The following is a 19,071-nucleotide window of genomic DNA, read 5'->3' on the forward strand; positions in this document are numbered from 1 at the left end:
TGCGGGCGGCTCCACCGCCATGCTCGAGTGGCCGAGCGAGCTTGACGACCTCGACTTCTCGCCCGACCCGCAAGTCACGCGGCATGACGTGATGACGGCTCTCGGCCCCGACGCCGATGCCCTGATGTACGAGGCGGACGTCGATGTCGACGAGCTGATTCGGCTGATCAACGCCGAGACCACGATGCTCCCGCCGATCGTCCTTCCCGACGAGACGAGCGACCGTTCCGCTCGACCCGCGCAGGCGCTGGAGGAACCCAAGGACGGCCTCGCGAGCGCGGTCAGGACCTGGAAGAAGCGCTTCCTCAAGGGCGCCGTGCTCGCGGTGATGATCACCCTCACCGGCGGCGGGGCCGCGGCGCTGGCGATGAACAAGAGCGTCACGCTTGACGTGGACGGCGAGCGCCAGACCGTGCGCAGCTTCGGCGACACGGTGGGCGAGGTGCTCGAGGACGCGGGCATCACCGTCGGCGCTCACGACGCGCTTTCCCCTTCGCCGCAAGCAGCCGTCGGCGACGGTGGTGTCATCAAACTCGAGCGGGGCAGGGAGCTCACACTCGTCGTGGACGGCGCGGAGCAGCAGTCCTGGGTGCGCGCCACCACCGTCGGCGAGGCGTTGACCCAACTCGGGCTCGACGACCTGAACAAGCAGGGAACCTGGTTCTCCGCACCGGTCACCGGCGAGGTGCCACTCGAGGGAATGCGGCTGGAGGTCAAGACCCTCAAGCACATCACCCTCCTCGACGGTGGTGACAAGCCACGTGAGCTGACCACGAACGCCGTGAACGCGCAGGAGCTGATCAACGAGCTCGGGCTGAAGCTCGGCCCGGAGGACAAGGTCGAGAACGGGCTGGACTTCAAGCTTCTCGACGGCGCGGAGGTGCGCATCAGCCGCACCGGCGTATCCGTGGTGAATCGCACCGAGACCATCGAGCCACCCACCCGCTACATCGAGGACTCCGAACTCGAGGCGGGCAAGGAGATCGTCGAGAACCCCGGCAAGGCGGGCGAGATGGTCGTCACCTACCGGATCACCCAGAAGAACGGTAAGGAGATCGGCCGCGAGGAGATCTCCACCAAGATCGTAAAGAAGGCCGTGGAGCGGGTCGTCCGCAAGGGCACCAAGCAGCCACTGATCAGCGATGCCGGCGTGTGGGATTCCCTCGCGCAGTGCGAGTCCGGCGGCGACTGGTCCATCAACACCGGCAACGGCTACTACGGCGGGCTGCAGTTCAACAAGTCCACCTGGGATGCCTACGGCGGCGATCAGTACGCGGCCTACCCCCACGAGGCGACCCGTGAGCAGCAGATCGCTATCGCCACGAAGGTGCGCGACTCCCGTGGTGGCTACGGCGCCTGGCCGGCCTGCTCCTCGTCGCTGGGCCTGCCGCAATAGGTGCGGCCACGTTCTAGGCTGGCCCGGTGACCGAACCACCGGGCCTGCTGGGGCCCGCCGACGTCCGCCGACTCGCGGACGAGCTCGACCTGCGGCCGACCAAGAAGCTGGGCCAGAACTTCGTGCACGACGCCAACACCGTGCGGCGCATCGTGGAGTTGGCCGAGGTCGGTCCTGGCGATGTGGTACTGGAGGTCGGTCCCGGTCTCGGCTCGCTGACCCTTGGCCTGCTGGGCAGTGGCGCGCAGGTGATCGCCGTGGAGATCGATCCGGTGCTGGCGACACGCCTGCCGGTGACGGTGCGCGAGCGTGCTCCTGGCGCGTCCGACCGCCTTACGGTGCTTCGGGCCGACGCGCTCGGCCTGCGCGCACGGGACATGCCGCGACCGCCGACCGCGCTCGTGGCGAACCTGCCGTACAACGTTGCCGTTCCCGTGGTCCTCCACCTGCTCTCGGAGCTGCCGTCGATGGGCCACGGGCTGGTGATGGTGCAGACCGAGGTGGCCGACCGGATGGCCGCACGACCGGGGAGTCGGGTGTACGGGGTGCCAAGCGTGAAGCTCGCCTGGTACGGCAGGGCGCGCAAGGTGAGCGCCGTCAGCAGGTCGGTGTTCTGGCCGGTGCCGAACGTGGATTCCGCACTCGTGGAGTTCGAGCGGCGGCCACCGCCGGCCCGCGTGGATCGCCGAGGAGTTTTCGAGGTCGTGGACGCGGCGTTCTCGCAGCGGCGAAAGACGTTGCGCGCCGCGCTGGCCGCGTGGGCGGGTTCGGCCGACCGTGCGGCCGAACTCCTCACGGCGGCCGGAATCGACCCGCACAGCCGTGGCGAGCAGCTCGGTGTGGAGGATTTCGCCGCCATTGCGGCAAAGGTGTGATCCTCGCTGCCGGCCTTGCTTTCGCCGCGCCGAGTCAGGTGTACTTTGTGGGCATCCATCCCGAGCGACCGAGAGACCTGGCTCGCCGACGTCGCAGCAACCACCCCACCGGGGCAGGTGCTACCGCCAGGACCGATGGAGGACTTGTGTATCGCTCCCGACTCCTGACAAGGCGCCGAGTGGTCGACCAGGGTCGTCGCACGGTGTGTGCGTGTCGTCGCCACATCGCCCTCGTCTGAGCTCATTTCGATCCGATTCGTTCGCGTCCTTCGGACGCGCCCTCGTCCTGCGCCTTCAGTTGCTTTGGAGCCTTTTCGTGATCACCGTCGAGAACGTCAGCAAGTCATTCCCAGGGTCCCCGGCGCCCGTCGTGGCGCTTCGCGACGTGAGCCTCAATGTGGACGCGGGCTCGCTGTTCGCGGTGGTAGGCCCCGCTGGGGCAGGCAAGTCCACGCTCGCCCGTTGTGTCGCGTTGCGGGAACGACCGGATCGTGGGGTCGTGCGCTTCGACGGCATGGCCATCAGCAAGCTGGACGGTCGCCGGTTGCGGGACGCCAGAAGGCAGGTTTCGGTGGTCGACCCCCGGTTGCGGCCTGAGCGCACCGTCGCGGGCAACGTGGCGGCACCGCTGGAGCAGCTCGGTGTCGACGCGCCAAGACGGCGCGGCCGGGTCTCGGAACTGCTGGACCTGGCCGGGCTCACCCGCCGCGCCGCGCAGTTGCCGGACCAGCTGGCCTCGGGACAGCGTTGCCGGGTGGCGGTCGCCAGGGCACTGGCGACGAACCCCGCCGTGTTGCTTGTCGACGACCCGACCGGTGCGGTTGAAGCTGAGGAGTCGGGTGCGGTGCTCACGGTGCTGGACCGGGCGCGCGCCGAGTTGGGTGTCACGGTGCTGCTCACCACCCGCAGCGCCGCGGACGCTCGCAGGGTCTGCGACGATGTCGCGCTGCTGGAGCGGGGCGAGGTGGTCGAGACCGGCAAGGTGCTGAGCTTGCTCGGCAAACCCGGCAGCAAGGTCGCGGACGCGCTGCTGCCCCCGATCGAGACGACGCGAGCTCAGGTGGCGCAGTACGACCTGGCAGTGGACGTGGTGCTGATCGGGTTCGCCACCATCGGCGCACTGCTTTCCGAGGCGGCTGCACGGTTCGACGTCGAACTGGCCACGATCGGCGGTGGTATCACCCGGATCGGCGACACGCCCGTGGCCCGGTTCCGGCTCGGTGTGCGCGGCCAGCGTGCCGACGCGTCGCTGGCGTGGATCGTCGAGCGCGGTGCTCACATCACTCACACCCTGCGGGGGCTGCGCAACCTGGCCGCGTGATGCCGCCGCGCCGCAGGCTCAGCTCGCTGTCGCCGCGTCCTGCTCGGTTCTGCTGCTGCTGCGCTGGGTTGTGGGGAGTGTGACGACGAAACGGGCGCCCGGATCGGCGGGCTCGTAGCGGACGTCGCCCCCGTGCGCCTGGCACAGTTGCCGCACGATCCACAGCCCCAGCCCGACCGACTTTCCGTTGCGGTGACTGGTGAATCGGCCGAACAGTTGGGGCAGCACTTCGTCGGGGACACCGGGGCCGTAGTCGCGGAAGGCGATGTTGAGCCAGCCTTCTTCGGTGCTGGCGCTGATATGCACCGGGGGTCCGGCATGCCGGATGGCGTTGTTGCTGAGGTTGAACACGATCTCTTCGAACCGCTCGGAGTCCAGCTCGGCGACGAGGTCGCCGTCGATGTCCACCGTGGCCTGGTTCGCGGGAAGGTAGTTCAGCGCGCTCTCGACCGCCTCGCGGACGTTGACCTCATCGATGTCCAGGCGCAACGCCCCGGTGGTGTCGACCCGCTCCAGGTCGAGCAGGCCGGTGGCCAGCTTGGTGATGCGATGTGCCTGCCGTTGCGCGGTTTCGGCGATGGTGTGGCGTTGCGCTTGGGGTAGGTCTTCGTCGGCCAGGGTCTCGACCGCCAGCTCGAGCGCGGTGAGGGGTGAGCGTACGTCGTGCGCGAGCGTCGCGGTGAGCGCGGCCCGCCACTGCGCCACCCGGTCGAGTTCGTCGCGGGTCCGCTCGATGGAGTCCACCTGCCGGGCCACCAGCTCGGCGACACCGATCATGACTGGCAGGAGCATGAAGGCCAGCCCGATGACGACGTTGAGGTCCTGGGTGAGAGCGAGCCCGGCCACGAATCCCGCCGCCGCGAGCGGCACTACCAGTGCCCTGACCCAGCCGGGAAAGTGCAGGCCCAACCACACGAGCATCACCAGCAGGAATGGTGCGGTGACCATCGAGTAGGCGCCGAAGCCCCACGTGGTCACGGTGATGCCGGGAATGCCGAATACGAAGGTGACGGCGGGCAGCAGCGGGTTCCAGCGCTGCCACGGCAGCAGCCACAACACCGGAACGATCACGATCGTGCCTATCCCCGCCACCAGCAGGGGCAATCTCGCCCCTGGGAACGCGACGGAGCCGATCACCGCGAGCGCGCCGCCAAGCAAGGCGATCACGCTTGCCTGGCGTGTCGCGCAGACCGGTCCGGACCCCCAGAACTGAAAATCGCGCTTCGTCGGCACAACGGTGACTGTAAGGGCTTGTGGCCAACCACACAGTTCGACGTGTGTGCGCCGTCGGGTGTCGTTGTGGCTCGGCCGCGCGCCCCGCGTTGCCGCTGGTGGCCCCTGCGCCTTGAGCGCGGCAAGTAGGCTGGTAGCCGTGCTTGCCGTCGTTCCGCCGCCGGTCACCGTACGGGTGCCCTCCAAGATCAATCTGCACCTGTCCGTGGGTGCCGCGCGTGAGGACGGCTACCACGACCTGACGACGGTGTTCCAGGCGCTGTCGCTGACCGACGAGGTCACGGTGGCGGCCACCGAGGACCCCGGGGTCGAGGTACACGGAGAGGGCGCCAAGTCGGTTCCGACGGACGAGAGCAACCTGGCCTGGCGTGCGGTGCGCGCGCTCGCCGAGCGGATGGACAGGCCCGAGGACGAGGCGAAGGTCCGGGTGGTGCTACGCAAGAGCATCCCAGTGGCGGGTGGGATGGCAGGCGGAAGTGCCGACGCGGCGGCGACGCTGGTCGGGCTCAGCGCGCTGTGGAAACTGGACCTGTCGAGGGACGAACTGGCCGAGGTCGCCGCCTCGCTCGGCAGCGATGTGCCGTTCGCGCTGTACGGCGGCACGGCGCTAGGTACCGGCCGCGGTGAGCGACTCGTGCCCGTCCTCTCGCGGCACGTGTTCCACTGGGTGCTGGCGTTCGACCAGCGAGGGCTTTCGACCCCGAAGGTCTATGCCGAACTGGACCGGCTGCGCCAAGACGGTGACCCGCCGAGGGTCGGTTCCCATGACCCCGTTGTGGAGGCGCTGGCATCCGGGGACCCGAGGCAACTGGCGCTGCTGCTCGGTAACGACCTGCAGGCGGCGGCGGTGTCGCTGCGGCCGGGACTGCGACGCACGCTGCGGGCGGGCGTCAACGCGGGCGCGCTCGCCGGTACCGTTTCCGGCTCAGGGCCGACCTGCGCCTTCCTCTGCGAGAGCGCGCAGTCCGCGCTCGAGGTGGCGGCGGAGCTGGCCGGAGCCGGGGTGTGCCGCACCGTCCGCGTGGCACACGGGCCGGTGCCGGGTGCGCGCGTGGTCGGCGGCGACGACAGCCCCCGGCCGACCACGCCGCCGCAGGTGCACGCCTGATCGGGCAGCACAGCGGATCACGGACCTGAGACGAGAGGGATAGGCGTACGGATGGCCAACCTGGTCAACCTGGAGTCGGTCAGCAAGTCCTACGGTGAGCGGGCGCTGCTCGACGGTGTGTCGCTCGGCGTGGCCGACGGCGACCGCATCGGCGTCGTCGGCCTCAACGGCGGTGGCAAGACAACGCTGCTCGAGGTGCTCTCCGGGCTCGCCGCTCCGGACTCGGGGCGAGTCAGCCGAGCCCGCGACCTGCGCGTCCGTGTCGTGACACAACGAACGAACCTGCCGCCCGCGAGCACCGTTCGGGAGGCCGTGCTCGCCGACTACGCCGCCGAGCACGAGTGGGCCGCCGACGCGCGGGTGCGCTCGGTCATGGACGGGCTCGGCATCTCCGCGATCGGCCTTGAGACCCCCACGGCCACCCTGTCCGGCGGTGAACGGCGCAGGGTTGCGCTGGCCGCTGCGTTGGTGGCCGAACTGGACCTGGTCGTGCTGGACGAGCCGACCAACCACCTCGACGTCGAAGGCGTGCGCTGGCTGGCCGACCACCTGCTGGGCCGCAAGATCGCGCTGGTGGTGGTGACCCACGACCGCTGGTTCCTGGACGCGGTGTGCTCGCGGACGTGGGAGGTCACCGGCGGCAGGGTGGAGCAGTACGAGGGTGGCTACGCCGACTGGGTGTTCGCCAGGGCCGAACGCGCTCGCCTTGCCGCGGTGGCCGAGGAGAAGCGACGCAACCTCGCCCGCAAGGAACTGGCGTGGTTGCAGCGCGGGGCCAAGGCGCGCACCTCGAAGCCGCGCTACCGCGTCGAGGCGGCCGAGGCACTGATCTCGGACGTGCCCGCCCCGCGTGACTCCGCCGAACTGCTGTCCTTCGCCAAGCGCCGGCTCGGCAAGACCGTGCTCGAACTCGAGGACGTGACGCTGACCGCGGGAGAGCGCGTGCTGGCCGATCACGTCACCTGGCGCATCGGGCCGGGTGAGCGGATCGGGATCGTCGGCGTCAACGGCTCGGGAAAGACCACCCTGCTGCGGCTGCTCGCCGGTGAGGTGACACCGAGCACGGGCAGGCGCGTCGAGGGCAAGACGGTGCGCCTTGCGCACCTGCGTCAGGAACTGGAGGACCTGCCGGGGCAGCTTCGTGTGCTGCAGGCGGTGGAGTCGGTCGCGGGCCGTGTGACGCTGGGCAAACAAGAGCTGTCCGCCTCCCAGCTTTCGGAGCGACTCGGCTTCCCACCCGCTCGGCAGTGGACACCCGTCGCGGATCTCTCCGGTGGTGAACGCAGGCGGTTGCAGCTTGTCCGGCTGTTGATGTCGGAACCGAACGTGCTGCTGCTCGACGAGCCGACCAACGACCTCGACATCGACACCCTGCAGCAACTGGAGGATCTGCTCGACTCCTGGGCAGGCACGCTCGTGGTCGTGTCCCACGACCGCTACCTCGTCGAGCGGGTGTGCGACACGGTGGTCGCGCTGTTCGGCGACGGCGCGTTGACCCACCTGCCAGGAGGCATCGACGAGTACCTCACCCGCAGGGCGAGAGCGCAGCGGGAGGGCGGCCAGTCCGGCCGCGCCGCGCCTTCCCCTGCTTCCTCGGGGTCTTCGGGGCCACCGTCCTCGGCTTCGGCCACGCGGGCGAAGAGCGACGCCGCGCAGTGGCGTGCCGCGGCGAAGGAGCTCGCGCGGCTGGAACGCAAACTCGACACGCTGCACGCCAAGGAGAGCAGGCTGCACGACGCCCTGGCGTCGGCCGCGACCGATCCCGACCGGCTGATGGAGCTGAACACCGAGCTCAAGGCGCTGCTCGCCGAGAAGGAGGATCTCGAACAGCGGTGGTTGCAGACATCCGAAGCGATGGAGTGAACCCGGTCAGGGATAGGGTCTACTCATGAGTCGGTTCGTGGAGACGATGGTCGCCACCGCGAACGCGGGTGGTCGGCAGCGCGGCATGGTCACGGGCGAGCCCTCGGACCCGGTGCGCAGAACGTGGTTCGAGGTACACCAACGCGCCACCAGGGTGGCGGGCGGGCTCGTCGCGGGTGGGTTGCGGCAGGGAAGCGCGGTGGCCGTGCTCGCCGCCGCGCCCGAGTTGATCGCCCCGACCGTGCAGGGCACCTGGCTGGCGGGCGGCAGCGTGACGATGCTGCACCAGCCCACGCCGCGCACCAACCTCGAGCAGTGGGCCGAGGACACTCTGCGGGTGCTCAGGATGATCGGCTCGGAACTGGTGCTGCTCGGTGAGCCGTTCGATCAGTTGGCGCCTGTGCTGGAGCAACACGGGATCTCCTACCGCTCCATCACCGACCTGCTCGCGGCGCAGCCGCTGGAGCGGCCGGTGCCGGTCGGCGAGGACTCGCTCGCGTTGCTGCAGTTGACCAGCGGCTCCACCGCCGCCCCCAAGGCCGTGAAGATCACTCACGCCAACCTGTACTCCAACGTCACCGCGATGGTGCAGCGGGCGGAGTTCGATTTCGAGCGCGACGTGATGGTGTCGTGGCTGCCCACGTTCCACGACATGGGCATGGTGGGTTTCCTGACCGTGCCCATGACCTTCGGCGTGGAACTTGTCAAGATCACTCCGGTCGAGTTCCTCTCCGGCCCGCTGATCTGGCCCGAACTGATCAGCAAGTACCGCGGCACCACCACCGCGGCGCCCAACTTCGCCTACGCCATCGTGGGGCGGCGACTCGCCAGGGTCGATGACGACGATGCCTATGACCTTTCCAGCCTGCGCATCGCGCTCAACGGCGCGGAACCGATCGACCCGGTGGCAGTGCGCACGTTCACCGACGCGGGCGAGCGGTTCAAGATGGCGCCCGAGTGCGTGTTCCCAGCCTATGGCCTCGCCGAGGCGACACTGGCGGTTTCGTTCGCGCCGCTGTTCACCGGGCTCACGGTCGATGTCGTGGAGGCCGCCCCGCTTGAAGCGGAAAACCGCGCCGTGCCGGTCCCGGAAGGAGATCCGCGCAGGGACACCGACCAGGTTCGCGGGTTCGCCGTGCTTGGGCGTCCGCTTGCGGGCCTCGAGGCGCGGATTGTCGACGAGTTGGGCAACGAACTCGGTGAGCGCGAGGTCGGCGAGATCGGACTGCGAGGGGAGGCCGTCTCGCCCGGCTACCTTACGGTGAAGGGCCCCGCGCCGACGCAGGACGCCGACGGCTGGTTCGCCACCGGTGACCTTGGCTACCTGGTGGACGGGCAGATCGTCATCTGCGGGCGCAAGAAGGATGTGATCATCCTCGGTGGCCGCAACGTGTACCCGACCGACATCGAGCGGGCGGCCGGCTCCGTGGAGGGCGTGCGGGCGGGCAACGCCGTGGCCGTGCGGATCGACGCGGGCACGCGCAGGGAGCGCTTCGCCGTCGTGCTGGAGTCCAAGCTGGCCGGTGCGGGCGATGCCGAACACGACCTCGCCAAACAGGTGGCCGCACGGGTTCGGGACGCGGTCGAGGCTCGCCCCTACGCGGTGGTGGTGTTGCCACCGGGCAGCCTGCCCAAGACTCCGTCAGGCAAGGTGCAGCGGGCGGAGACGGCAGTGCGGTTCAGGTCCCAGATCGACGCGCGCGCCTGAACGCGGGCCTGCGTTCACAGCGGGTCGGCTGGACGTCTGGCACCGGAGGACCGGGTCACTCCGTCACCCGGACCTCCTCCGGTGTGACCGGTTGTTGTGAGGGCTTTCTGGCGGTGGGAATGCGGTGTGCGGCGCGGTGGGAACCCCTGCGGTGGGCGAACTGCTTCTCGACGGCGTCGAGGAACTCGTCCACCTCCCGTTCGTCGTAGCCGCGTCTGCCAAGCGGCGGGCGTCCGAACTGGACATGATGCACCTCTGCCGCGGTGAGATCGTCCTTGCCCGCCAGCGTCTTCGCGATCCGCAGCACGAAGGCGTCGACCTCGTTCTTGGCATAGCCCCTGCGCCCGATGGCGGCGTTGCCGAACTCGATGTTGCGCACGTCCTCAGCGGTGAACGACATGAAACCTCTCCAAGGTCAGGCACGATCGGCTCAACACCGTCGTAGTCCCCGTCGTAGCCGCAGCGAGAACGTCGGAAAACCCCGGCACGGAATCATCGACTCGAACAGGTGGCCGCGACCACGCCTGTGGGTGAAGGTTTCGGAGTGACCGGGCAGCGCGGTCGTCAGCGGGTGTGGAAGCTGTTCTGTGCCGCCGCGAGCCCTCGGCCGAGCAGTTCGGTGACCGCGTCCGCGCACAGGTCGATGTTGAGCGCCAACTCCTTGCGCTCGGTCGTGGAGAAGTCCTTCAACACGAAATCGGCCGGGTCCATGCGACCGGGGGGACGCCCGATGCCGAACCGCACCCGGTAGAAGTCGCCGGTGCCGAGCGACTTGGCGATCGAGCGCAGTCCGTTGTGGCCACCGGCGCCGCCGCCGAACTTCAACCGTACCGAGCCGTACGGCAGGTCCAGCTCGTCGTGCACGACCACGATGCCTTCGGCTGGGATCTTGAAGAACCGGGCGGCGCCGGCGACGGGCCCGCCGGAGAGGTTCATGAATGATCGGGGCTTGGTGAGCACGGCCCTACGGCCTGCGAGGTGACCCTGCAACACCTCGGCGCCGCTCTTGTGCGCCTTGAACTTCCCGCCGACCCGCGCGGCGAGTTCGTCCAGCACGAGATAGCCGATGTTGTGCCGATTGCCCTCGTATCGGGGGCCTGGATTGCCGAGGCCGACAAGCAGTACCTGCTCGCCGGCCCCGGGCACGTCCTGCTCCACCGCCACCGGCTACGCGCCGTTCTCGGCGCTTTCCGGTTTCTCCTCGACAACGCCCGCGCCTTCGGTGTCGACCTCGGCCTCCATGGCCGCCTCGGTCGGGGCCTCGTTGATGGCGGCCACCAGGTAGTCAGGGTCGGTAACCAGCCTGGCACCCGTGGGCAGCGTCACCTGCGAGGCGGAGATCTGCGTGCCGGATTCGGTGCCCTCGATGGAGACCTCGATCTGCTCGGGGATGTGCAGGGCCTCCACCTCGATCGACAGGGTGTCGAGGTCCTGGTTGACCAGGGTGCCGGGGCCGGGCTGGCCGACGAGCACCACGGGGACGTCCACGGTGACCTTCTCGCCACGGTGCACCACGAGCAGGTCCACATGCTCGATGTAGTTCTTCAGCGGGTGCACCGTCACCGTCTTGGTCAGCGCCAGCTCGGTGGCCTTCTCGGCCCTGTCCGTCGCGCCAGCGACGTCGAGCGTCAGCACCGCGTTCTGGCCGTTCTCCCGGATCACCCTCGCGAAGTCGATCGCGGGCAGTGCCAGGTGCCTCGGGTCAACGCCGTGGCCGTAGAGCACCGCGGGGATCTTGCCTGCGCGGCGGGTACGGCGCGCGGCGCCCTTGCCGAACTCGGTGCGTGGTTCGACCGTCAGACGTACCTCGGACACGGGGATGCACTCCTTGGGGTGGGTCAGGGGGCGTTGCTCTTCGGCTGTCCGGCGGCGAGGCTCGCAAGACGTGCGTGCACGGCGTGGCCACTCAAGCCGCCGCGTCGATCACGTCGGACGCCGAGCCTCACTCCGGACGGCGCCCGCCTCGCCGAGACAACCTGGATAGTCTAATCCAGCGGTTTTCCCCGTCCTGAGGGGCCCGGTCGTTCGTGGTCACGGACCCCCGTGCGGTTCGCTCAGGCGCTGCCGTCGAACAGACTCGTCACCGAACCGTCCTCGAAGACCTCCTGGATGGCGCGGGCGAGCAGCGGAGCGATCGACAGCACAGTCAGTCCTGCGAAGCGCTTCTCGTCCGGGATCGGCAGCGTGTTGGTGACGATCACCTCGCGAGCCTTGCAGCTCGACAGCCGCTCGGTCGCGGGGTCGGAAAGGATGCCGTGGGTGGAGGCGATGACCACGTCGGCCGCACCCTCCTCAAGCAACGCGTCGGCGGCCTTTGTGATGGTGCCACCGGTGTCGATCATGTCGTCGATGAGCACGCACAGCCTGCCACGGACGTGCCCGACGACGCGGTTGGCGACAGCCTGGTTCGGTTTGTCCGGATCGCGAGTCTTGTGGATGAACGCGATCGGCCTGTCGCCGAGCTGCTGTGCCCACTTCTCGGCAAGCCGGACCCGGCCGGAATCCGGCGAGACCACGGTGATGTCGGCATCGCCGTAGGTGTCGTTGATGTGTTCGGCGAGCACCGTCTGCGCAAGCAGGTGGTCGACCGGCCCGTCGAAGAAGCCCTGGATCTGCGCCGTGTGCAGATCGACCGTCATGATCCGGTCGGCGCCCGCCGTCTTGAACAGGTCAGCGATGAGCCGCGCCGAGATCGGCTCGCGACCCTTGTGCTTCTTGTCCTGCCGCGAATACGGGTAGAACGGCATGATCACCGTGATCCGCTTGGCGCTGGCACGCTTGAGCGCGTCCACCATCACGAGCTGTTCCATGATCCACTCGTTGATGGGGGGTGGGAAGCTTTGGATGACGAAGGCGTCCGTGCCGCGCACCGACTCCTGGAACCGCACGTAGATCTCGCCGTTGGCGAAGGAGTGCACCGTCTGCGGGGTGATCGTCACGTTGAGGTGCTTGGCCACCTCTTCGGCGAGTTCGACATGCGAACGGCCGGAGAAGAGCATGAGGTTCTTCTTCGGCGTGCCGGACTTCGGGCTCATTGTGGTGACTCCCCGTCGGTGTCGGATTCCTGTCGCGAGGAGAGGGCCCGCTCGGCCGCCTCCGCCGCGGGGGTGCCCGGCCTGCGCCGGACCACCCAACCTTCGATGTTGCGTTGTGGTGACTCCGAGATCGCCAGCGCGCCCGGGGGCACGTCGTGGCGAATGACGGTCCCCGCGCCGCTGTACGCGCCGTCGCCCACGGTCACCGGTGCGACGAACATGGTGTCCGAGCCGGTCCGAACGTGGGAGCCCACGGTGGTGTGCCGCTTGTGCACACCGTCGTAGTTGACGAACACGCTGGAGGCACCGATGTTGCTGTACTCCCCAATAGTCGCATCACCGACGTAGGTCAGGTGCGGCACCTTGCTACCGGTACCGATGTCGGCCTTCTTCGTCTCTACGAACGTGCCGATCTTGCCGTGCTCGCCGAGCCGAGTTCCTGGCCGCAGGTAGGCGAACGGGCCCACCGACGCGCCATCGCCGATGGTGGAATCACTGGCGTGGGTGCGGACGACACTCGCACCCGCGCCGACGGCGACGTTGCTCAGCGTGGTGTCGGGCCCCACCCGTGCGCCCTCCGCGACCGTGGTCCCTCCGTGCAGTTGCACGTTCGGCGCGACGATCACGTCGCGCTCCAGGGTCACGTCGGAGTCGATCCAGGTGGTCGCGGGGTCGACCACGGTCACCCCCGCCAGCTGCCAGTGCCGCACGATGCGCCGGTTGAGTTCGGCACCGAGGGCGGCGAGCTGGACCCGGTCGTTGACCCCCTCGGTCAACCACGGATCGGAGACCACGAGCGCGCCGATTCCCCTGCCTTGTTCCCTGGCGATGCCGAGCACGTCGGTGAGGTACAACTCACCCTGCGAGTTGTCGGCCGACAGCCGGGCGAGGCCGTCTGCGAGCACCGCGGCGTCGAACGCGTACACCCCGGAGTTGATCTCGGTGATTTCCAGTTGCTCCGCCGTGGCGTCGGCGTGCTCGACGATGCCGACAACGTTGCCGTCGTTGTCGCGCAGGATCCGGCCGTAGCCGCTGGGGTCGGCGACCACGGCGGTCAGCACGGTGACCGCGTCGCCACTGTGCGTGTGCTCCGCCAGCAACTCCGACAGCGTCGTGGTGTCCAGCAGCGGCACATCGCCGTAGGTGACGAGCACGGTGCCGGACAGTTGCGGTGGCAGTTCCGCCAGTGCGCACGACACCGCGTGTCCGGTGCCGCGCTGGTGTTCCTGCACGGCGGTGGCCACGGGCCTGCCGAGTGCCTTGCCGATGTGGTCCAGGTGTTCGGTCACGGCATCCCGCCCGTGCCCGACGACAACGACGAGCCGTTCGGGGTCCAGACCCGCGGCCGCACGGACGGCGTGCTCGACCAGCGGCCGCCCCGCGATCGAATGCAGCACCTTCGGTGTCGCCGAGCGCATGCGGGTGCCCTCACCAGCGGCGAGGATCACTGTACTGAGTGGGCCGGTCACGGCACTCCTCAATCTGGGAACTGGCTAGCTTTTCGACGGGCCACGATCCTACGTGCCCTCGTCGTCGCCGCACGCCGGGCTCGAAGCGGCCGGGTCCGCCTCGGTTTTCGCGTCGGTGTCGGTGTCGGTGCCGGGGGAGGGGCTGGCGGCGATCTGGTTGCCGCCTTTGCGCTTGGCCTGGTACATCGCGGCGTCGGCCCTGGAGAGCACCTCCTCGGCCCGCTCCTGTGGGCGCAAGGACACCAAACCGACCGAAAGCGTCACGCCGTGCGACAGGTGCTCCGGCAGTGAGGCCACCGCCTTGATGGAACGGGTGAGTGCCTGGGTGGCGGCCGAAACCGGCGCGCCGGGCAGCAGGATCACGAACTCGTCACCGCCGTAGCGGGCCACCACGTCGTCACCGCGCAGCGCGTCCCGCAGCGTGCTCGCCACGACGCGCAGCACATCGTCTCCCTCGGCGTGGGAGTACTGGTCGTTGACGTCCTTGAAGCCGTCCAGGTCCACCAGCGCGACCGACAGCGGCTGCGCGTCCACGGAAGCGGCGAGCGAGCGCAGCCGTTCGTCGAGTGCTCTTCGGTTGGGCAGGCTGGTGAGCGGGTCCTGCAGTGCCTGCTGGGTGACAGCGCCGTGCTCGGCGGAGAGTCGTTCGTGCTCACGCCTGGTGTTGAGGGTGGCGATCTGCGACTCACGCAGCGACCACAACTCGGCCTCCAGTGCCGAGGCGTAGTCGGCCAGCAGCGTGAGCGGGGCCAGTTCCTCCGCTTGCGCAATCTCAACGCCCGGCTTGCCCGCGCCCAGCCTCGCCAACTCGCGCACCAGGTTGAGCCGCATCGAGGGCTGCGAGTTGTCCTCCGCCTCGGTGTGCCTGGTGTCCAGCAGCACTTCCATCGCCTCGTCCGTCCTGCCGTCCGCGTCGAGACAGCGGGCGAGCGCGATGGCGACGAGGATGTTCTCGTGCGGGTAGCCCTTTCCTCCGCTCAGCTTGTGGAGTCGTTCGATGTGCGCGGCGGCGGGCGCGGCCAGCGCGAGCGACGCGGCGAGCAGCCCGACCTGCTCGATGGCGGGTACTCCCGGCTTGCGGGGAAACAGCGACTCCGCGAACGGGGCTTCCGCCGCGATCGTCATGGACGCGGCCGTGCGGAACTTCTCACCCGCCTCCTCGTCGCGCCCAACCCGTTCCAGCCGCAGTCCCCACCCAAGCAGCATCTTGATGCGGTTCATCAGCAGCAGGGTGATCTCGTGCGGTCCCGCGCTGTCCCTGATCGCCTGGTGGGCGCGTGCGATGACCTCCTCGGCGGCCTCGTACACCCCGAGCTGGTTGAGCACGATCCAGCAGTCGTTGAGCGCGGAGGACAACAGCCGGTCCCAAGCGCGCCTGCCGAGTTGGTTGTCGGTGTTGGGTGCGTCGTCCAGCAGCGCGAGTGCCCTGGCGATCTCGGTGAGGGCGGCGTCCTCCTGTCCGGTGACGACGAGGCCGCGTCCCCGCAGCGCGTGAGCGTCGGCGCGCAGCAGCGAGAGACCGTGCCGCTTGGTGTGCGCCAGCATCTCGTCGAGCAGCGGTTCGGCCTCGTCCACCATGCCGCGCGTGATCAGGCGGGAGACCGCGGCAGCCCGCAGCAGTTGGGCGACGAGTACGGGTTCGCCCCTGCGCTGTGCTTCCTCCAGCAGCTCGTCGAGAGTCTCGACGACCTTCAGCTGTTCGGTGCGGTCGCTGCGTTGTACGGCGGCGATGAGTTCGCGGGCGCGGCCGAGTAGCCAGGCGTCAGACATGTCGCCCAACGCCGGGCGCCGCTGGTCTTGCGCGTCAAGGCCGTCGCCGTGCAGCCGCCTCACACCCCCTACCGGCCTTCGTCCCGCGCCTGGAGCCGGGAAGCTCCGCCGCCAGGGCTCGAACCTGGACTGTCAGAACCAAAATCTGAAGTGCTGCCAATTACACTACGGCGGATCACGCCTGGTCAGGATAGCCAGTAGCGAAACGGGTACTCGCCACGGGGCGGTGCAGCCGGATTTCGGCTCTCCCCAGGCCTTCCTACCTCCTGTACCGTAACTTACGGAAACGTAGGTAAGGCCACCCTTGCCAGCTTGTATCAGAGAAAGAAGTGAAGTGCATGACGGCGACCCTCGAAGGTGCCTCGGCACCAGCCGCCAAAGGCCCCAAACCCATCATCGACGGCAGGCGCACGACCGGCCTGCAAAGCGCGATCTATCTCGGGGTCCTCGCCCCGCTCGCCGCGCTGATCGCAGCGGTGCCCTTCGCGTGGGGCTGGGGTCTCACCTGGGTTGACGTTGGGTTGTTCCTGTTCTTCTACGTTGTCAGCGGCCTTGGTATCACGGTGGCGTTCCACCGCCACTTCACGCACGGGTCGTTCAAGGCGAAGCCGTGGTTGCGTGTCTTGCTCGGCATTGCAGGGAGCATGGCGGTGCAGGGGCCACTCATCACGTGGGTGGCCGACCATCGCAGGCACCACGCGTTCTCCGACAGGGAGGGCGATCCCCACTCGCCGTGGTTGTTCGGAACCTCGCCGCTGGCCATCGCCAGGGGCTTCTGGCACGCGCACATGGGTTGGCTGTTCGAGCGCGACCGCAGCAACGCGGAGCGGTTCGCTCCCGACCTGCTCAAGGACCCCGCGATGCGCAAGGTCGACGAGTTGTTCTGGCTGTGGACGGTGTTGTCGCTGACGTTGCCCGCGCTGATCGGCGGACTTGTCACCTGGTCGCTTTGGGGCGCGGTGACCGCGTTCTTCTGGGCCGGTCTGGTACGGGTGTGCGTCCTGCACCACGTGACCTGGTCGGTGAACTCGATCTGCCACATGATCGGTGAGCGACCCTTCATGGCGAGGGACCGCTCGGCGAACTTCTGGCCGCTGGCGATCTTCTCGTTCGGCGAGTCGTGGCACAACCTGCACCACGCCGACCCCACCTCGGCCAGGCACGGCGTGCAGCGCGGTCAGATCGACATCTCCGCCCGGCTCATCTGGGCGTTCGAAAAGCTCGGCTGGGCCTACAACGTGCGCTGGCCGACGCCGACAAGGCTGGCCAAGCTCGCTGTCGACGCGACGTAAGCCTCGCGCCCGCGAGCCGCTTGTACGCTGCCAGGGTGGCGGCAAGACGGCGGGCGAAGCGCGACCGGGTCACCGGGGCGAGACCGAACGCCCCGGTGACCCGGGTGCGCATGACCGGTACGGAACGAAGACAGCAACTACTCAACGTCGCGCGAGAACTCTTCGCGGAGAAAGGCTTCGACGGCGCGTCGATCGAGGAGATCGCGCATCGGGCCAACGTGTCGAAGCCGGTGGTCTACGAGCACTTCGGCGGCAAGGAAGGCATCTACGCCGTCGTGGTGGACAGGGAGACACAGTCCCTGCTCGACCGCATGGTGTCCACTTTGCATGGTGGGCACCCGAGGGCGATGCTGGAGCAGGCGGCGGTGGCCCTGCTCAGTTACGTCGAGGACTCTCACGACGGCTTTCGCATACTGGTGCGCGACTCGCCGGTCGCCAGCACCACCGGCACGTTCTCAACGCTGCTCAACGACATCGCGAGTCAGGTGGAGCACATACTCGGGCAGCAGTTCTCCGCCCGCGGTTACGACGGCAAGTTGGCAGCCCTCTACGCGCAGGCGCTCGTGGGCATGGTGGCGCTGACGGGTCAGTGGTGGCTCGACGCCCGAAAACCCAAGCGTGACGAGGTTGCCGCCCACCTGGTGAACCTCGCGTGGAACGGGCTCTCCCATCTGGAACACAAGCCCAAGCTCCGGCTGACCGATTCCTGAACCCCGCCGGTCGCCGCCCGAGTGGGACGGACGTGGGGCAGCTCAGCCGCCCGAGTTCGCGGGTGTCACGCGGAACAGCTTGTCGTCACTGCCTGTCGAGGTGGTGACATACAGCGCGCCGTCCGCGGCGCGGCGCACGGCTCGCAGCCTGCCGAACCGGTCGTTGAACTCCGCGGGCAGCACGACGTGGCTCACCTCGCCGCCCCCGGAATCCAACAGGAACAGCAACATCTTCTGGCCGCGAAGCGCGACAACGGACAGCGCGCCGTTGAGATCGCCCCACTGCTGACCGGAAACGAACGCCGCGCCCGAAGGGGCCTCCGTCGACGAGGCCCCTGATGTCCACAGCGGAGGAACCGCGTTGGGGAATCGCTGCAGGTCGGTCATCGGCACGTCCTCGTCGTAGTGCTCGACGGTGCCACCCCGGGACGGGTCCCACCCGTAGTTGCCGCCCGGCTGGAGGCGGTTCATCTCGTCGAAGCCGGTGGGCCCGTGCTCGGAGATGTAGACCTGGCCCGTGCCGGGCCGCACCGCGACCCCCTGGACGTTGCGGTGGCCGTAGGTGTAGACCCTGCGCTCGTTGGGGTTGGTCGAAGAAGCGAACGGGTTGTCCGGCAGCCCTTTTCCGGTGCGCAGGTCGATGCGCAACACCTTGCCGCCAAGGCTCGTCCGGTCCTGCGGGATCGTCGGGTCGCTCGCGGTGTCTCCGGTGCCGACCAGCAACGCGCCGTCGGCCGCGATGGTGGGGCGGCAACCGGAATGGCGTCCGCTTTCGTTGATCGGCAGTCCGGTCAGCAGATCGCGCACCCGGGTGGCGGCGCGGTAGTCCGGTGACAGCCGCCAGGTGACCAACCGGATGTCCACCGGCTGCCCGTTCTCCTGGTAGGTCTGGCACATGGTGAACTCCCGGGTCCGATCGAAGTCCGGGTGCACCACCATTCCCATCAGCCCGCCCTCGCCCTGCACGTAGATGTCGGACAGATCGGCGCGGACCCGCGTCGCCGTCGTCCCTTCGACGAGCGTGAGCCTGGCCGGACGCTCGGTGACCAGTACCCGCCCGTCCGGCAGGAAGCCCACGTCCCAGCCGTGCTCCAGCCCGCCCACCACCTCGGCCACGTTCATCGGTTGTCGTGCGGCTGTCGTCGTCGGCGCGGCGTCGGCAAGCTCGTCGGAACCGTTGCCCCCGCATGCGGTGAGAACGCCGAGGAGGATGGCCGCGATGATTCCCGGCACTGGAGCTCGCATGGACCCCAGTCTGCCCCGGTGCGGGTTGCCGCGCCGCGTGAGTGGG

Annotated in this window: 16 protein-coding genes, 1 tRNA gene and 1 riboswitch; of the genes, 8 read left to right on the forward strand and 9 right to left on the reverse strand. The window is 68.7% G+C overall.

All coding sequences use genetic code 11. From position 1 onward, the window contains the following. Window positions 1–19: 19 nt before the first annotated feature. From FHU38_RS04520 to FHU38_RS04530, 3 genes are all read left to right on the forward strand, one after another. Complete coding sequence (locus tag FHU38_RS04520; RefSeq protein WP_167175532.1) at window positions 20–1,396, forward strand: resuscitation-promoting factor; 1,377 nt, start codon at window positions 20–22, stop codon at window positions 1,394–1,396. Between the two features lie 26 nt (window positions 1,397–1,422). Continuing rightward, the gene (gene rsmA, locus FHU38_RS04525) at window positions 1,423–2,271 is read left to right on the forward strand and encodes a 16S rRNA (adenine(1518)-N(6)/adenine(1519)-N(6))-dimethyltransferase RsmA (protein ID WP_167166780.1); all 849 of its coding nucleotides are present in this window, start codon (window positions 1,423–1,425) and stop codon (window positions 2,269–2,271) included. A gap of 52 nt (window positions 2,272–2,323) precedes the next feature. Further along, window positions 2,324–2,413: riboswitch (SAM riboswitch) on the forward strand. Between the two features lie 174 nt (window positions 2,414–2,587). Next, on the forward strand, window positions 2,588–3,592 hold the full coding sequence (locus tag FHU38_RS04530; protein ID WP_167166782.1) for a methionine ABC transporter ATP-binding protein: 1,005 nt from the start codon (window positions 2,588–2,590) through the stop codon (window positions 3,590–3,592). Window positions 3,593–3,610: 18 nt separating this feature from the next. Here FHU38_RS04530 and FHU38_RS27900 read toward each other — a convergent pair whose 3' ends face one another. Beyond that, a complete protein-coding gene (locus FHU38_RS27900) occupies window positions 3,611–4,825 on the reverse strand; it encodes a sensor histidine kinase (RefSeq protein WP_167166784.1) in 1,215 nt (404 codons plus the stop codon). Window positions 4,826–4,964: 139 nt separating this feature from the next. Here FHU38_RS27900 and FHU38_RS04540 point away from each other — a divergent pair, with 139 nt between their 5' ends. The 3 genes from FHU38_RS04540 to FHU38_RS04550 are packed head-to-tail and all read left to right on the forward strand — an operon-like array spanning window position 4,965 to window position 9,504. Further along, complete coding sequence (locus tag FHU38_RS04540) at window positions 4,965–5,933, forward strand: 4-(cytidine 5'-diphospho)-2-C-methyl-D-erythritol kinase (RefSeq protein ID WP_167166786.1); 969 nt, start codon at window positions 4,965–4,967, stop codon at window positions 5,931–5,933. Window positions 5,934–5,984: 51 nt separating this feature from the next. Then, window positions 5,985–7,796: an ABC-F family ATP-binding cassette domain-containing protein gene (locus FHU38_RS04545; protein ID WP_167166788.1), complete on the forward strand. Its 1,812-nt coding sequence runs from the start codon at window positions 5,985–5,987 to the stop codon at window positions 7,794–7,796. A 25-nt stretch (window positions 7,797–7,821) separates the two neighbouring features. Beyond that, window positions 7,822–9,504 (forward strand): fatty acyl-AMP ligase, encoded by a 1,683-nt coding sequence (locus FHU38_RS04550; protein ID WP_167166790.1) that lies wholly within the window; start codon window positions 7,822–7,824, stop codon window positions 9,502–9,504. Window positions 9,505–9,559: 55 nt separating this feature from the next. Here FHU38_RS04550 and FHU38_RS04555 read toward each other — a convergent pair whose 3' ends face one another. The 7 genes from FHU38_RS04555 to FHU38_RS04585 all read right to left on the reverse strand — a co-directional run bounded on the left by FHU38_RS04555 (window position 9,560) and on the right by FHU38_RS04585 (window position 15,953). Then, window positions 9,560–9,904, reverse strand: a complete 345-nt coding sequence (locus tag FHU38_RS04555) for a DivIVA domain-containing protein (protein WP_167166792.1) — start codon at window positions 9,902–9,904, stop codon at window positions 9,560–9,562. Between the two features lie 164 nt (window positions 9,905–10,068). Further along, a complete protein-coding gene (pth, locus tag FHU38_RS04560) occupies window positions 10,069–10,662 on the reverse strand; it encodes an aminoacyl-tRNA hydrolase (RefSeq protein ID WP_167166795.1) in 594 nt (197 codons plus the stop codon). Window positions 10,663–10,671: 9 nt separating this feature from the next. Continuing rightward, window positions 10,672–11,319 carry a 50S ribosomal protein L25/general stress protein Ctc gene (locus FHU38_RS04565; protein WP_167166796.1) on the reverse strand — a complete coding sequence of 216 codons (648 nt, stop codon included), beginning with the start codon at window positions 11,317–11,319 and terminating at the stop codon, window positions 10,672–10,674. Between the two features lie 239 nt (window positions 11,320–11,558). After that, on the reverse strand, window positions 11,559–12,539 hold the full coding sequence (locus FHU38_RS04570) for a ribose-phosphate diphosphokinase (protein WP_167166798.1): 981 nt from the start codon (window positions 12,537–12,539) through the stop codon (window positions 11,559–11,561). After that, a complete protein-coding gene (glmU, locus tag FHU38_RS04575) occupies window positions 12,536–14,008 on the reverse strand; it encodes a bifunctional UDP-N-acetylglucosamine diphosphorylase/glucosamine-1-phosphate N-acetyltransferase GlmU (protein ID WP_167166800.1) in 1,473 nt (490 codons plus the stop codon). The genes FHU38_RS04570 and glmU overlap by 4 nt, the downstream gene beginning before the upstream one ends. Before the next feature lie 48 nt (window positions 14,009–14,056). Continuing rightward, window positions 14,057–15,778 carry a diguanylate cyclase gene (locus FHU38_RS04580; protein ID WP_243852393.1) on the reverse strand — a complete coding sequence of 574 codons (1,722 nt, stop codon included), beginning with the start codon at window positions 15,776–15,778 and terminating at the stop codon, window positions 14,057–14,059. Between the two features lie 103 nt (window positions 15,779–15,881). After that, window positions 15,882–15,953 (reverse strand) — tRNA-Gln (locus tag FHU38_RS04585). A 163-nt stretch (window positions 15,954–16,116) separates the two neighbouring features. Here FHU38_RS04585 and FHU38_RS04590 point away from each other — a divergent pair. Then, window positions 16,117–17,070: an acyl-CoA desaturase gene (locus FHU38_RS04590; RefSeq protein WP_167166805.1), complete on the forward strand. Its 954-nt coding sequence runs from the start codon at window positions 16,117–16,119 to the stop codon at window positions 17,068–17,070. A 110-nt stretch (window positions 17,071–17,180) separates the two neighbouring features. Then, window positions 17,181–17,780: a TetR/AcrR family transcriptional regulator gene (locus tag FHU38_RS04595; protein ID WP_167175535.1), complete on the forward strand. Its 600-nt coding sequence runs from the start codon at window positions 17,181–17,183 to the stop codon at window positions 17,778–17,780. 42 nt (window positions 17,781–17,822) lie between these two features. Here the strand turns inward: FHU38_RS04595 and FHU38_RS04600 are convergent, their stop codons facing one another. Further along, a complete protein-coding gene (locus FHU38_RS04600; protein ID WP_167166807.1) occupies window positions 17,823–19,025 on the reverse strand; it encodes a PQQ-dependent sugar dehydrogenase in 1,203 nt (400 codons plus the stop codon). Window positions 19,026–19,071 lie beyond the last annotated feature (46 nt).

Source organism: Saccharomonospora amisosensis, from assembly GCF_011761185.1.
GTDB classification, from domain to species: Bacteria; Actinomycetota; Actinomycetes; order Mycobacteriales; family Pseudonocardiaceae; genus Saccharomonospora_A; species Saccharomonospora_A amisosensis.

Bases quoted from the DNA above. Each gene is read 5' to 3' on its own strand.
- FHU38_RS04520 (WP_167175532.1), top strand. From the start codon at position 20: ATGCTCGAGTGGCCGAGCGAGCTTGACGACCTCGACTTCTCGCCCGAC.
- FHU38_RS04545 (WP_167166788.1), top strand. From the start codon at position 5,985: ATGGCCAACCTGGTCAACCTGGAGTCGGTCAGCAAGTCCTACGGTGAG.
- FHU38_RS04550 (WP_167166790.1), top strand. From the start codon at position 7,822: ATGAGTCGGTTCGTGGAGACGATGGTCGCCACCGCGAACGCGGGTGGT.
- FHU38_RS04555 (WP_167166792.1), bottom strand. From the start codon at position 9,904: ATGTCGTTCACCGCTGAGGACGTGCGCAACATCGAGTTCGGCAACGCC.
- FHU38_RS04570 (WP_167166798.1), bottom strand. From the start codon at position 12,539: ATGAGCCCGAAGTCCGGCACGCCGAAGAAGAACCTCATGCTCTTCTCC.
- FHU38_RS04580 (WP_243852393.1), bottom strand. From the start codon at position 15,778: ATGTCTGACGCCTGGCTACTCGGCCGCGCCCGCGAACTCATCGCCGCC.
- FHU38_RS04590 (WP_167166805.1), top strand. From the start codon at position 16,117: ATGACGGCGACCCTCGAAGGTGCCTCGGCACCAGCCGCCAAAGGCCCC.
- FHU38_RS04595 (WP_167175535.1), top strand. From the start codon at position 17,181: ATGACCGGTACGGAACGAAGACAGCAACTACTCAACGTCGCGCGAGAA.
- FHU38_RS04600 (WP_167166807.1), bottom strand. From the start codon at position 19,025: ATGCGAGCTCCAGTGCCGGGAATCATCGCGGCCATCCTCCTCGGCGTT.